Origin of the sequence: Saccharothrix sp. 6-C (assembly GCF_016695385.1) — a bacterium.
In the GTDB taxonomy this organism is placed as follows: Bacteria; Actinomycetota; Actinomycetes; order Mycobacteriales; family Pseudonocardiaceae; genus Actinosynnema; species Actinosynnema texasense.
The window spans coordinates 7,802,275-7,815,438 of the sequence record NZ_CP064192.1 but is presented as its reverse complement, the minus strand read 5'-3'; the positions used below and the strand labels follow the sequence as shown (position 1 = coordinate 7,815,438).

Annotated in this window: 13 protein-coding genes; 12 read left to right on the top strand and 1 reads right to left on the bottom strand. The window is 71.8% G+C overall.

Annotated features, from left to right (window positions below; translation table 11 throughout):
• Window positions 1–4: 4 nt before the first annotated feature.
• The 10 genes from IOD16_RS33625 (at window position 5) to IOD16_RS40745 (ending at window position 8,282) form a co-directional block, all read left to right on the top strand.
• Window positions 5–427, top strand: a complete 423-nt coding sequence (locus tag IOD16_RS33625) for a hypothetical protein (protein ID WP_201437684.1) — start codon at window positions 5–7, stop codon at window positions 425–427.
• A gap of 146 nt (window positions 428–573) precedes the next feature.
• Entirely contained in the window at window positions 574–885 is a 312-nt protein-coding gene (locus tag IOD16_RS33620; RefSeq protein WP_053718448.1) for a WXG100 family type VII secretion target, read from the top strand.
• A gap of 76 nt (window positions 886–961) precedes the next feature.
• Entirely contained in the window at window positions 962–1,258 is a 297-nt protein-coding gene (locus IOD16_RS33615) for a WXG100 family type VII secretion target (protein ID WP_201437683.1), read from the top strand.
• Between the two features lie 289 nt (window positions 1,259–1,547).
• The gene (gene rplM, locus IOD16_RS33610; RefSeq protein ID WP_053718450.1) at window positions 1,548–1,991 is read left to right on the top strand and encodes a 50S ribosomal protein L13; all 444 of its coding nucleotides are present in this window, start codon (window positions 1,548–1,550) and stop codon (window positions 1,989–1,991) included.
• Window positions 1,988–2,635: a 30S ribosomal protein S9 gene (rpsI, locus tag IOD16_RS33605; RefSeq protein WP_236594539.1), complete on the top strand. Its 648-nt coding sequence runs from the start codon at window positions 1,988–1,990 to the stop codon at window positions 2,633–2,635. Before rplM ends, rpsI begins: the two co-directional genes overlap by 4 nt.
• Before the next feature lie 115 nt (window positions 2,636–2,750).
• Window positions 2,751–4,085 carry a phosphoglucosamine mutase gene (glmM, locus tag IOD16_RS33600; RefSeq protein WP_123748290.1) on the top strand — a complete coding sequence of 445 codons (1,335 nt, stop codon included), beginning with the start codon at window positions 2,751–2,753 and terminating at the stop codon, window positions 4,083–4,085.
• A gap of 26 nt (window positions 4,086–4,111) precedes the next feature.
• Window positions 4,112–4,507, top strand: coding sequence for a hypothetical protein (locus tag IOD16_RS33595; RefSeq protein WP_201437682.1), 396 nt, complete (start codon window positions 4,112–4,114; stop codon window positions 4,505–4,507).
• Between the two features lie 162 nt (window positions 4,508–4,669).
• Entirely contained in the window at window positions 4,670–4,972 is a 303-nt protein-coding gene (locus IOD16_RS33590) for a hypothetical protein (RefSeq protein ID WP_201437681.1), read from the top strand.
• Window positions 4,972–7,830 carry a WXG100 family type VII secretion target gene (locus IOD16_RS41140; RefSeq protein WP_201437680.1) on the top strand — a complete coding sequence of 953 codons (2,859 nt, stop codon included), beginning with the start codon at window positions 4,972–4,974 and terminating at the stop codon, window positions 7,828–7,830. Before IOD16_RS33590 ends, IOD16_RS41140 begins: the two co-directional genes overlap by 1 nt.
• Window positions 7,827–8,282, top strand: coding sequence for a hypothetical protein (locus IOD16_RS40745; protein ID WP_236595287.1), 456 nt, complete (start codon window positions 7,827–7,829; stop codon window positions 8,280–8,282). The genes IOD16_RS41140 and IOD16_RS40745 overlap by 4 nt, the downstream gene beginning before the upstream one ends.
• 574 nt (window positions 8,283–8,856) lie before the next feature.
• Here IOD16_RS40745 and IOD16_RS33575 read toward each other — a convergent pair.
• Window positions 8,857–9,672, bottom strand: a complete 816-nt coding sequence (locus tag IOD16_RS33575; protein WP_123745310.1) for a dienelactone hydrolase family protein — start codon at window positions 9,670–9,672, stop codon at window positions 8,857–8,859.
• A gap of 134 nt (window positions 9,673–9,806) precedes the next feature.
• Between IOD16_RS33575 and glmS the strand changes: the two genes are divergently transcribed.
• Both glmS and IOD16_RS33565 read left to right on the top strand, forming a co-directional pair.
• Complete coding sequence (gene glmS / locus IOD16_RS33570; protein WP_123745311.1) at window positions 9,807–11,669, top strand: glutamine--fructose-6-phosphate transaminase (isomerizing); 1,863 nt, start codon at window positions 9,807–9,809, stop codon at window positions 11,667–11,669.
• A 15-nt stretch (window positions 11,670–11,684) separates the two neighbouring features.
• A complete protein-coding gene (locus IOD16_RS33565; protein WP_201437679.1) occupies window positions 11,685–13,079 on the top strand; it encodes an NAD(P)H-hydrate dehydratase in 1,395 nt (464 codons plus the stop codon).
• The last annotated feature ends 85 nt before the right edge of the window (window positions 13,080–13,164 follow it).

The following is a 13,164-nucleotide window of genomic DNA, read 5'->3' as shown; positions in this document are numbered from 1 at the left end:
TGTGATGACCGGCATCCCGGAGGCCTTCGCCCGGTTCCGCTCGGACCTCGACGCGGCGGTGACCAGGGGCCGGCGCGCGGCGGACGCCGCGGGCGCGAAGAACGCCGCCCAGCGCGACCGGAACCGGCAGCTCGCCGAGCAGGCCAAGGCGCGGCAGGTGCGGCCGGACGGGCACGCGCCGACGTCGCCGGACGTGCAGCGGGTCGCCACCGGGTTCCGCCACCACCGCGGCCTGCCGGTGCCGGAGCTGCCCCCGGGCGGGGAACTGCTCGCGCCGGAGAAATCGCGAGAGCAAACGGACGCGAATGCAAATGCAGTTCCACCGCGCCCGGTGACCGGTTCCCGCGCGGTGGCGGGCCCGAGCGGCCAACTGCCCCCCGAAAGGGGCGATGACGAGGACTTTTCGCAAGCGCGAATCCTCTACTGACCCCGTTCCGCGACCCGTCGCGTTTACACCCGCAACTACTTCCGGAGAAGTCGCGACAGCGTGGAACCGGGCATGGCAAGGTCTGCGTCGTAAGAGGCGTACGAACCAAGAACGCCTGATCACTTCGACCAAGGGGGTCGCACCCAATGGCTGGTTACTCCACCGGACATGAAGAGCTCGTCGGCGCAGCGAAGGACATCGTCAGCACCAACGGCAACGTCCAGGGCGTCCTGGGTCAGCTCGGCAACACGATCGACGGCCTGTCCAGCGCGTGGCAGGGTGGCGCGGCCATCGCCTTCAACAAGCTGATGGAGCGCTTCCGCGAGGACGCCGACAAGCTGCAGAAGGCCCTGATGGACATCGCCGAGCAGATGGACGGCAGCGCGGCGACCTACATCCAGCAGGAAGAGGAGCAGGCGCAGGAGATGTCGGCCATCACCAACCGGCTCGGCGGCTGATCCATCCGTATTCAGGTCGCGTTTCCGTTCCTTTCGCTTTCCTTCTTCTTTCTGACTTCACTTCCAAGGGGAGATCATGGTCGACGCCAACAACATCAAGGTTGACTTCGGGCAGCTGAGCAGCGCGGCAGGCGACATCAGCGGCCAGGCCGGCAAGATCCAGTCCGAGCTGGACAACCTGAAGTCGCGCCTCGCGCCCGTCATCGCCCAGTGGGACGGTGGCGCGTCGGCGAGCTACCAGGACGCGCAGCGCGCGTGGGACGAGTCCGCCGCGGGTCTCCAGCAGGTGCTGGCCCAGATCGGCACGGCCGTCCAGTCCGCGACCGACGCCTACCAGGCGGCTGAGTCCAAGAACCAGGGCCGCTGGGCCTGATCTGCCGCACGACCCCCCGTGGGCCCCGGGATCCTCGAGGATCCGGGGCCCACGTACGTGTTTCGGCCGGTTCGCCAGGGTGCGGTCCGGGTCGGTCGAGGCCGGTCCGGGGGGTTTAGGAGGGGTCGTTTTGACCCGCCCCGACCCCAACCGGTATCTTCCTACGTTGTTGTGCGGTAACTGGTGCGCACTATGCGTACCTCGTGTTCTGGTCCTCTGCCCACCTGGGGTCTCTGGCCTGAGCAGCCGCCGCAATGACCCCAGACGCAAGTGACGACGAGGTAGACCCGTGCGCACGTACAGCCCGAAGCCCGGCGAGGTGACCCGAACCTGGCACGTGATCGACGCCCAGGACGTGGTGCTCGGTCGGCTCGCCACCCAGGCCGCGACGCTGCTGCGCGGCAAGCACAAGCCGACTTACGCCCCACACGTTGACACCGGTGACTTCGTCATCGTCATCAACGCGGACAAGGTGGCGTTGACCGGCAAGAAGCGTGATCAGGAGTTCGTGTACCGGCACTCCGGTTTTCCGGGCGGCCTGAGCCAGCGCTCGTTCGGCGAGGTGCTCGACACCCGCGCCGACCGGCTGGTCGAGAAGGCGATCAAGGGCATGCTGCCCAAGAACCGCCTCGGCCGTGCGATCGCGGGCAAGCTCAAGGTCTACACGGGCCCGAACCACCCGCACGCTGCGCAGCTGCCGCAGCCGTTCGAGATCAAGAAGGTCGCCCAGTGACCGAGCACCAGACCGAGGACAACGACGTGACGACCCCTGAGGCCGAGCTCGACGCCGTCGAGACCGACGCCGTGGAGAGCGACGCGGTGGAGAGCGACGCGGTGGAGACCGACACCGTCGAGGCGGAGGCCCCCGAGGCCGAGGCCGCTGACGCCGAGGCCACCGAAGCCGAGACCGCGGAAGCCGACGCCGACGAGGCCGAGGACGCCGAGGTCGAGGGCACGCCCGTCGTGCGGCACACCCTCAACGCGGGTGCGCACCACCTCGCGCAGACGGTCGGCCGGCGCAAGCAGGCCATCGTCCGCGTGCGGCTCCTGCCCGGCACCGGCAAGTTCACCCTGAACGGGAAGTCGATGGACGACTACTTCCCGAACAAGGTGCACCAGCAGCTCATCCGCGAGCCCCTGGTGACGACGGAGAAGCCGGAGACGTTCGACGTCATCGCGACCCTGCGTGGCGGCGGCACCACCGGCCAGGCCGGTGCGCTGCGCCTCGCGATCGCGCGTGCGCTGATCGCCGTCGACTCCGAGGACCGCCCGGTGCTGAAGAAGGCCGGTTTCCTCACCCGTGACCCCCGGGTCAAGGAGCGGAAGAAGTACGGCCTCAAGAAGGCCCGCAAGGCGCCTCAGTACAGCAAGCGCTGACCTTTCCCTGGTCGAGCGAGCACCACCCTGCGGGAGCAGTCAGTTCTTCGTCGAACTGCTGCTCCCGCAGTGTTTTTCCCCCTGTTGCCCGGTGTGCATGGAGGTCACGGCGATCATGGCTCGGCTGTTCGGCACTGACGGCGTACGCGGTCTCGCCAACGCGGACCTGACCCCGGAACTCGCGCTGTCCATCGCCGCCTCGGCGGCACGGGTGCTGGCCGAGCACGACCGCTCGCACCGCCCGGTCGCGGTCGTCGGCCGCGACCCGCGGGCCAGCGGCGAGATGCTGGAGGCGGCCGTGGTGGCCGGCCTCACATCGGCGGGCGCGGACGTGCTGCGGGCGGGCGTGCTGCCGACGCCGGCGGTCGCCTACCTGGTGTCGGCGCTCGGCGCGGACGTCGGCGTGATGATCTCCGCCTCGCACAACCCCATGCCCGACAACGGCATCAAGCTGTTCGCCGCGGGCGGGCACAAGCTGCCCGACGCGGTCGAGGACGAGATCGAGCAGAAGCTCGGCGACCGCGACCACCGCCCGACCGGCGCGGGCATCGGCCGGGTCCGCGACATCGAGGACGCCGAGGGCCAGTACGTGCAGCACCTGCTGAAGGTGACGCCGCACCGCCTGGACGGCCTCAAGGTCGTGGTGGACTGCGCGAACGGCGCCGCGTCCGTGGCCGCGCCGGACGCCTACCGCCGCGCGGGCGCCGAGGTCGTGGAGATCCACACCGCGCCCGACGGGCTCAACATCAACGACGACTGCGGCTCCAACCACGTCGCGAAGCTGCGTGCCGCCGTGGTCGAGCACGGCGCCCACCTCGGCATCGCGCACGACGGCGACGCGGACCGCTGCGTCGCGGTCGACGCCGACGGCAACGACCTCGACGGCGACCAGGTCATGGCGGTGCTGGCGCTGGGCATGAAGGAAGCCGGCGAGCTGACCGACGACACGCTGGTCGCGACCGTGATGAGCAACCTCGGCCTGCACCTGGCGATGCGCGAGCACGGCATCGCCCTCAAGACCACCGCGGTCGGCGACCGCTACGTGCTGGAGGAGCTGCGCGCCGGCGGGTTCGCGCTGGGCGGCGAGCAGTCCGGGCACGTGATCCTCCCGGCGCACGCCACCACCGGCGACGGCCTGCTGACCGCGTTGCGGCTGATGTCGCGGATGGCGGAGACCGGCAAGCCGCTGGCCGAGCTCGCGGGCGTGATGCGCCGGCTGCCGCAGGTGCTGATCAACGTGGTCGTCGGCGACAAGGCGGCCGTGGCGAAGGACCCGGCCGTCGACGAGGCGGTCGCCGCCGTGACGGCCGAGCTCGGCGACACCGGCCGGGTGCTGCTGCGCCCGTCCGGCACCGAGCAGCTGGTGCGGGTCATGGTCGAGGCGGCCACGCCCGAACTCGCGGAGTCCGCCGCGCAGCGGCTCGCCGGTGTGGTTTCCTCGGTGCACTGACGCGCGAGTCGTTCGGGGGTTCGGGGATGGGCAACATCGGTTTCGTCGAGATGGCGATCATCGCGGTGGTGCTGATCGGCATCGTCGTGGGGATCGTGGTGCTGGTGAAGAAGAGCGGCGGCAAGCAGGCCTCCCGTCCCCACCAGGGCCAACCTCCTGGTCAGCCGTATCCCGGTCAGCCCTACCCAGGACAACCGCACCCCGGTCAACCGCACCCGGGCCAGCCCTACCCAGGACAGCCCTACCCAGGACAGCCGCACCCGGGGCAGCAGTTCCCAGGCCAGCAGTTCCCGGGCCAGCCGGGTCAGCCGGGCGGCCAGTACCCACCCCACGGTCACCAGCCGCCCCAGCCGCCGACCGGTCCGCCGCAGCCGCCGACCGGTCCGCCGCAGCCGCCGACCGGCCCGCCGCCGCAGGGCTGACGTCCGCCCGCCGTTCACACCTGCAAGGACCAGGCCGGAACCGCCGCCGGGCGGCCCGCCGCCCTGCCACCATGGGAACCGCACGCCGAAGCGTCGCGTCGAAAAGGGGCGAGTCGTCGAGTTGGGTCGTGGCCTCCGGGCCGCGGAGGGGAGTGAAGCGCCGTGGCCGGTTACGGCACCAGTACCGAGGCGATGCGAAAAGCCTCGAAGGGCATTTCCGATGCGGCGAAGGAGACCGCCGACGGGCTGAAGGACGTCGGCCAGACCCAGACGATCGCCCGTGATTTCGGTGAAGCGCACCAGCAGCACTTCACCAATTACAAGACGGGGATCGACAACTTCGGCAAGGGCATCGCGAACATGACCAGCGTGCTCGGCGGATTCGCCGGGAAGATCGCTTCCGGCGCCTCGACCTACGGCGATGTCGAATCCTCCAACGCCGCTGACCTGGGGAGCCAGTACTGATGGCCGATCCGGGCTGGAACGACATCAAGGCCGTTCTCGACGACCCGAACGTGTCGGAGGACAAGAAGGCGGAGCTCATGCACGCCTACGTGTCCGAGACCGCGCCGTGGAACATCCCCGACGAGGCGAACACCTACAAGGACCGCTACGACACCTCCAGCCTGTGGGACTGGGGCGACGGCGCGTCCCGCGACGACGGCCTGAAGAACCGCTACGACGAGGCCAAGGCCGAAGGCGAGTCCAACAGCTACAACTCGCAGGAGCAGACCAAGGCCGTCAACGACGGCCAGGCGCAGCTCGACGCGACGCGGCCGCCGACCTCGTCCGGCGCGGGCGTGAAGCTGTCCGACGAGCTGTTCGACGCGGGCCAGGCCGGGCTGAAGGTGTTCCAGAAGTTCGAGGGCATCTGGAACAACCGGCCCGGCGACTGCATCGGCAACACGACCGCGCTCAACTTCGCCGAGCAGATCCAGAAGCCCTACGACGAGCAGCGCGGGATCAACTTCCACAAGCTGCTGATGGAAGCCGACGAGTTCACCACCGCCAAGTCCAAGATCGACGAGATGAAGTCGGACGTGGACGGGCAGCTCAAGGGCCTGTACGGCGAGTGGGAGGGCCAAGCGGCCACCAAGTCCCACGAGCACTACACCGGCAAGATCGCGCCGAAGATCACCGAGCTGGCCGACGCGTTCGAGGGCGCGGCCAAGCTGACCCGCACCGCGGTCCAGGGCGTGTACTCGCTGTGCAAGGGCAAGGCCGACGAGGTCCTCGGCATGTACCGGGAGCAGATCGGCCAGGCCGACACGTTCATGGCCGAGAAGGTCGTCTCGTTCGCGCGCGGCGAGGGCGACTACTCCAAGGACCGCGTCTCGGAGATCGCCGGCTGGGTGGACTCGAAGACCGGCAGCAACATTGCGGACCGGATCAACTCCGACGACTGCAGCCTGAACGACGAGAACCGCGACTACGCGATCAACCAGTGCAAGAAGTGGATCCGCGACTCGTTCAACCGCGAGTTCTGGGGCCTCTACCAGCAGTTCAAGTCCTGCTGCACGGAGACCAAGTCCTCGGTGGACGCCAAGTGGGAGACGCTCGCCAAGTACATGGCGGAGTTCGAGAACCCGTTCCCGGCGCCCGCGAGTGACAAGGGCGGCGACGACGGCGGCGGGGACGACAACGGTGGCGGCGGCGGTGGTGGCGGCACGGGCGGCGGCGGCAGCGGTGGTGGCACCGGTGGCGGCGGCAGCGGTTCCGGCGGTGGCGGCGGCATGCCGTCGGTGCCGGAGATGCCGAAGCCCGAGAACCCGCTGGACAAGGACGGCGACGGCAAGCCGGACGCGCTGGAGGTGCCCGGCGACACCGACGGCGACGGCAAGCCCGACGACCTCGACGGTGACGGCAAGCCCGACGGCGACGGCAAGCCGGACGGCCTGAAGGGCGACGAAGAGCCGCCCGAGACCGTCACCATCAAGAGCGGCGACAACGAGATCAAGATCACGGAGCCGGACGAGAACGGCCACGTGCAGATCACCGTCGACACGCCGACGAGCGAGCCGAAGACCTACGACGTCGACTTCAGCAACAACCCCGACGCGGCGAAGGCCCTGATGGGCCAGAACGGCGGGGCGGCGCTGGCGGGCGCGTTGGCCGGCGCGACGGCCACCTCGGGCGGCGTGCCCGGTGCGGCCGGCGGCACGCCCGGCGCGGCGGTCGGCGCGGTGGCCGGCTCGGCCGAGGGCGGCGCGAACGGCGCGATCCCGATCGAGGCCGGCGCCGACGGCAAGGCGTTGATCGAGCTGGACGGCCTGGCCATCACCGCCGAGGTCGACCCGCTGACCGGTGAGATCAACCTCACCGTCGACAACGGCGACGGCACGCCCGAGGAGTACGGCGTGGAGTTCGGCGAGGACACCGCCGGCTCCGGCGCCGGCGAGACGCCGAGCATCCCGGGCCTGGACAACGCCGTGACGCTGCCGGCCGACGTGCCCGGCGGCCTGCCGTCCGACGTCACGACCATGCCCGCCCAGGCGGAGACGCTGATCGGCCAACCGGAACCGGCCGGGGTGGGCGGCGGTGGCGTCAGCGGTGGCTTCACGGAGCCGCAGTTCACCGCTCCCACGGCTCCCGACCAGGGTTTCGGTGGCGGCGCGGGCGGTGGCGGGGTGGCCGGTGGTGGGTTCAGCGGCGGCTTCACCGAGCCGCAGTTCGCCCCGACGCCCGCACCGGACAACCCGGGCTTCGCGGGCAGCGTCGCCGGGCCGGCCGTCAGCGGCGGCTTCACCGAGCCGTCCGGGTTCCAGGCACCGTCGGCGTTCCAGGCCACCGCACCCCAGGGCTTCCAGGCGCCGCCCGTCGCCTTCGACGGTGGCGGTGGCGGTGGCGGTGGCGGTTTCGCTGGTGGCGGCGGTGTCCCGCAGTACAACACCGAAGGCCTCACCTCGACGTCCGGCGCTTCCGTCCTCGGCGGCGGCTCGGGCTTCAACGGCGCGGACTCGGTGCTGGGCGGCGGTTCGGCGTCGTCCGGCTCGGACAACACGTGGAGCAGCCCGCCGGCCAGCTCGGCCGACCACGGCCTCGCGTCCGACACGAACGCCTCGCAGGCGGGCCAGGCCGGCTCCGCCACGCTCCCGTCCATGCAGGAGTCCCAGACCGCGGGCCAACCGGGCGGTTCCGCCACCGGTGGCGGCATGATGGGCGGCGGGATGATGGGCGGCGGCATGGCCGGCGGCGGTCAGCAGGGCGGCGGCGGCGACAACGAGCGCAGCAGCCCCGGGCAGTGGCGCACGACCGGGTCGCTGTTCGACGACGACGTCAGCCTCAGTCGAGTGCAGGGTGTGCTGGGTGAGGAGGGCCGATGAGCGTCGCGTCGGACAGGCTGGCGGCGGCGATGAGCCGCATGGACCAGATTTCGCGGGAGCACGCCGACCGGCGTGAGCTGCGGGAACGTCACTCGCGCGAGGCGCGGGACCAGGCGCGGGACAGCTTCTCCAAGCAGGGCCAGATGGCGCAGAAGATCGTCGAGCGGCTGGAGGAGAACGAGAAGGCGCAGAAGGCCGCCGGCGGCTGGAACACCAAGGCGGCGACGGAGAAGAAGAGCGGCGAGTACAAGTTCGGCGCCGAGGACGACGAGCCGACCTACGAGACCCCGCCACCGGTGTCCACCGCCTGGACCCCGGCCCCTCCGCCGCCGCCGGTCCAACCCCCGGCAGCCACCCCGCCCCCGCCGCCACCTCCGGCGCGCCCCGCCCCACGCCGCCCGGCGCCGGTGGACGACGACGACGATTTCGGCGGCCAGAGCTGGCTGACCTGACCATTCCTCCGGCCCCACGCCCCGCGTGCCAACCCGATCGGGTGAACATCGCCCGAGAATGTACGGAAACACTGTTCCCGTACCTCGGTTGATATGACCGCCCCCCGCAACCACGGCCCACGCCACCACGGCAACGACCGCGACCACCGGGGACCGGCTCACCAGGCACACGACGACGAGGGGCCGGAGGAACCAGGAACCATGCCCAGCACCACCCCACGCCCCACCCACCGCCGGCTCGCCACCACCCGGCCGACCCGGCGACCCCGGCTGACCCCGGCCCACCCGACGACCCAGGCTTGCCCGGCCGACCCGCCTGCCCGGCCACTCCCGGCCGCCGCGGCGACCCCGGCTGACCCCAGCCTGCCCGGCCGCCACCGCGGACCCGGCCTGCCCGGCTGACCCGGCCTGCCCGGCCGCCGCCGCGAACCCGGCCACTCCCGGCCGCTGCGTACCCTCCCGGCCCCACGCGGTCCCCGGCCGGCCACTCCCGGCAGCCGCAGCCCTACCCCGGCCGCGCGGGCACGCGGCTCCGGGCAACCACCCTGCCGCTGAGGGGTGAGGCGGCGGTGGGTCAGTGGCGGACCAGCGGACCGCGCTGGAACGTCAGCACAGCGCCCTTCACGTCGCCGTCCAGCAGCACGTCCCACTTCTTCTCGCCCTTGAGGGTCCGCAGCAGGAACGCCGTCGTCAGCGCCCGCGCCAGCTTCTGCGCCGCCCGCTCACCCTTGCCGTCGAGCAGCAGCTCGCTCCAGTGCCGCCCCTCGGCGAACCCCAGGTGGCTGGCCTTCGGCAACGACCGCAGCTGCACCGGCCCCTGCCACGCCTCCGCGATGGCCTCCGCGTGCCCGACCGGCGGCGCGATGCGGTCCTCCCCACCGGCCAGGTGCAACCCCGGCACGGCGACCCGCCGGGCCGCGTCCAGCGCGGACGGCCGGGTCTCGGACGCGGCCAACGTCACGACCGCCCGCACGCGCGGGTCGTCGGCCGCCGCCAGCACCGCCGCGCCGCCACCCATCGAGTGACCCGCCACCGCCAGCCGTGACGCGTCCACGCTGATCCCGCCGTCGCCCAGCCGCACGCCGGTGCACACGTCGAGCGCCGTCCGCAGGTTCCCGGCCATCAGCCGCGACGACATCAGCGGCCCGCGCTGGGTCCCGGGCGCGGCGGCCACGAAACCCCACGACGCCAGGTGCCGCAGCAACGCCCGGTACCGGTTGACCGGCTGCAACCAGCCGTGCCCGAAGGCCACCGCCGGCAGCCCCAGCCCGACCGCGGGCGTGTAGATCAGGCCCGGAAGCCCGACCAGCGCCAGGTCACCGCGCAGCACAGGGTGCTCACCGGGCCTGCTGAGCTGGTCGAGCACCTGCTTCGCCGAGTAGCCGCTCACCCCGCGAACGGTAGTCGATCGTGGTGACGGCGCGCACGCTCTGATTGGTCTACACCAATTGACGACCTGACCTGCGCAAACGCGGTGAAGTGGCCTGTTCGGGTGACGGCCCTGGTCTAGTTACGCTGTGCGGCGTGTGCGGAATCGTGGGATATGTGGGACACAGGTCGGCGTTGGACGTCGTGCTCGACGGGCTGCGGCGGCTGGAGTACCGCGGCTACGACTCGGCGGGCGTCGCCGTCCTCGACGGGGACGGCGGCCTGGCCGTCGAGCGCAAAGCCGGCCGCCTGACGAACCTGGAGGCCCGCCTGGACGAGGTCGGCCGCGACGCCTTCACCGGCACCGCGGGCATGGGCCACACGCGCTGGGCCACCCACGGCGCGCCGATCGACCGCAACTCCCACCCGCACTGCGACGTCACGGGCCGCGTCGCCGTCGTCCACAACGGCATCATCGAGAACTTCGCCGCCCTGCGCGCCGAGCTCGAAGCCGTCGGCGTCGAGATGGCCAGCGACACCGACACCGAGACCACCGCCCACCTCATCGCCCGCGCGTACGACGAGGGCGACACCAAGGGCGACCTGGTGGCGAGCGTCCGCATGGTGGTCCGCCGCCTCGAAGGCGCGTTCACGCTCGTCGTCACGCACGCGGATCACCCGGACGTGGTCGTCGCGGCCCGTCGTTCGTCACCACTGGTAGTGGGTGTCGGCGAGGGCGAGACGTTCGTCGCCAGCGACGTGTCCGCGTTCATCGAGCACACCCGCGAGGCCGTCGAGCTCGGCCAGGACCAGGTCGTGGTGATCGACCGCGACGGCTACCGCGTCACCGACTTCGACGGCGCCGACGCGCAGGCCAAGCCGTTCACGGTGAACTGGGACCTGTCGGCCGCCGAGAAGGGCGGCCACGAGTACTTCATGCTCAAGGAGATCGAGGAGCAGCCGGAAGCGCTGGCCAACACGCTGCGCGGCCACTTCCGCGACGGCCGGGTCGTGCTCGACGAGCAGCGCCTGTCCGACCAGGACCTGCGGGACGTCGACAAGGTCTTCGTCGTGGCCTGCGGCTCGGCCTACCACTCCGGCCTGGTCGCGAAGTACGCCATCGAGCACTGGACGCGGCTGCCCGTCGAGGTCGAGCTGGCCAGCGAGTTCCGCTACCGCGACCCCGTGCTGGACCGCGACACGCTCGTCGTCGCCGTTTCCCAGTCAGGTGAAACCGCGGACACGTTGGAGGCCGTGCGTCACGCGCGGTCGCAGAAGGCGCGGGTGCTGGCGGTCTGCAACACCAACGGCGCGCAGATCCCGCGCGAGTCCGACGCCGTGCTCTACACGCACGCCGGCCCGGAGATCGGCGTCGCGTCGACCAAGGCGTTCCTCGCCCAGATCGCGGCGAACTACCTGGTCGGCCTGGCCCTGGCGCAGGCGCGCGGCACGAAGTACCCCGACGAGGTGGCCCAGGAGTTCCACCAGCTGGAGGCCATGGCGGACGCCGTGCAGAAGGTGCTGGGCACCATCGAGCAGGTCCGCGCGCTGGGCCGGGAGCTGGCCGACTCGAAGGCCGTGCTGTTCCTCGGCAGGCACGTCGGCTACCCGGTGGCGCTCGAAGGCGCGCTCAAGCTCAAGGAGCTCGCCTACATGCACGCCGAGGGCTTCGCGGCGGGCGAGCTGAAGCACGGCCCGATCGCGTTGATCGAAGAGGGCCTGCCGGTGGTCGTGGTGATGCCGTCGCCGAGGGGCCGGGCGGTGCTGCACTCGAAGCTGGTGTCGAACATCTCGGAGATCCAGGCACGGGGTGCGCGCACGATCGTGATCGCCGAGGAGGGTGACGAGACGGTTCGCCCGTTCGCGGATCACCTGATCGAGATCCCGGCGGTGCCGACGCTGCTCCAGCCGTTGATCTCCACGGTGCCGTTGCAGGTGCTGGCCGCGGAGATCGCCCGCAGCCGCGGTTACGACGTGGACAAGCCGCGCAACCTCGCCAAGTCCGTCACGGTCGAGTAGGGCAGGCTTGGCCCCATGCGGGGTCTGTGGACGACGGATCGGGTCAGGGCGGCGGAAGAACGCGTCATGGCGGTCGTGCCGGCCGGCGCGCTGATGCGCCGGGCGGCGTTCGGCGTGGCGGTCGTCGCGGCGGAGCTGCTGGCGGGCGGGCGGCGGGTCGGCCTGCTCGTCGGCGCGGGCAACAACGGTGGCGACGCGCTGTGGGCGGGCTACTACCTCCGCAAACGCGGGGTCGCCGTGTCCGCTGTCCTACTGACACCTGATCGTGTGCACGCCGAGGGGTTGGCCGCGTTCCGTCGCGTCGGCGGGCGGGTGGTCGACCGCCTGGCCGACGTCGACCTGGTGATCGACGGCATCGTGGGCCTCTCCGCCCGCGGCCCGTTGCGCCCGGACGCCGCCGAGCACGTCGCGCACCTCGACGCGCCCGTGCTGTCGGTCGACCTGCCCAGCGGGATCGACCCCGACACGGGCGCGACCTCCGGGCCCGCCGTGCGCGCGCACACCACCGTCACGTTCGGCTGCCTCAAGCCCGTGCACGCGCTGGCCGACTGCGGTGACGTGCGGCTGGTCGACATCGGGTTGGCCGGCGAGCTGCACGGGCCGGACCTGGTCGAGCTGGACGTCGCCGACGTCGGCCTGGCGTGGCCGGTACCCGGGCCGGAGGACGACAAGTACACGCAGGGCGTGACGGGGATCGCGGCCGGTTCGGCGACGTACCCCGGTGCGGCGGTGCTGGCCGCCGGTGCGGCGCTGCTGTCGACGTCCGGCCTGGTCAGGTATGCCGGTGCGGCGGCGGAGGGCGTTCGGGCGCGGTGGCCGGAGGCCGTCTGCACGGGATCGGTCACCGACGCCGGCCGGGTGCAGGCGTGGGTCGTCGGGCCGGGGCTGGGCACCGGGTTGGGCGCGGAGGCGGTGCTGCGGACGGTCCTGGAGGCCGGCGTGCCGGTCTGCGCGGACGCCGACGCGATCACCATGCTGGCCAACAACCCCGACCTGTGGGACGCACGCGACCCGGACACCCCGCTGGTCCTGACGCCGCACGACCGCGAGTACGAGCGGCTGGCCGGACCCGTCGGGGACGATCGGGTGACGGCCGCGCGGAAGGCCGCGGAGCGGTTCAACGCCGTCGTGCTGCTGAAGGGCCACGCGACCGTGATCGCCGGTCCCGACGGCCGCGTGCTGGTCAACCGCGCCCGGTCGTCGTGGGCCGCGACGGCGGGTTCCGGCGACGTCCTGTCCGGCGTCCTGGGCTCCCTCCTGGCCGCCGGCCTCGACCCGGTGCTGGCGGCGGGCTGCGCGGCGAAGGTCCACGTCCTGGCCGCGGAGCTGGCCGCCGACGGCGCGCCGATCCCCGCGACCTCGCTGCTGGGCGCGATCCCCGACGCCATCCGCGCCGTCCGCCCCCTCTGACCACGACGCCGTGCGCGTGTCCTGAGCGTTCAACTCGGGGGTCCCGAACGTAGGACACGCGCGACGCGAACGTAGGACACGCGGG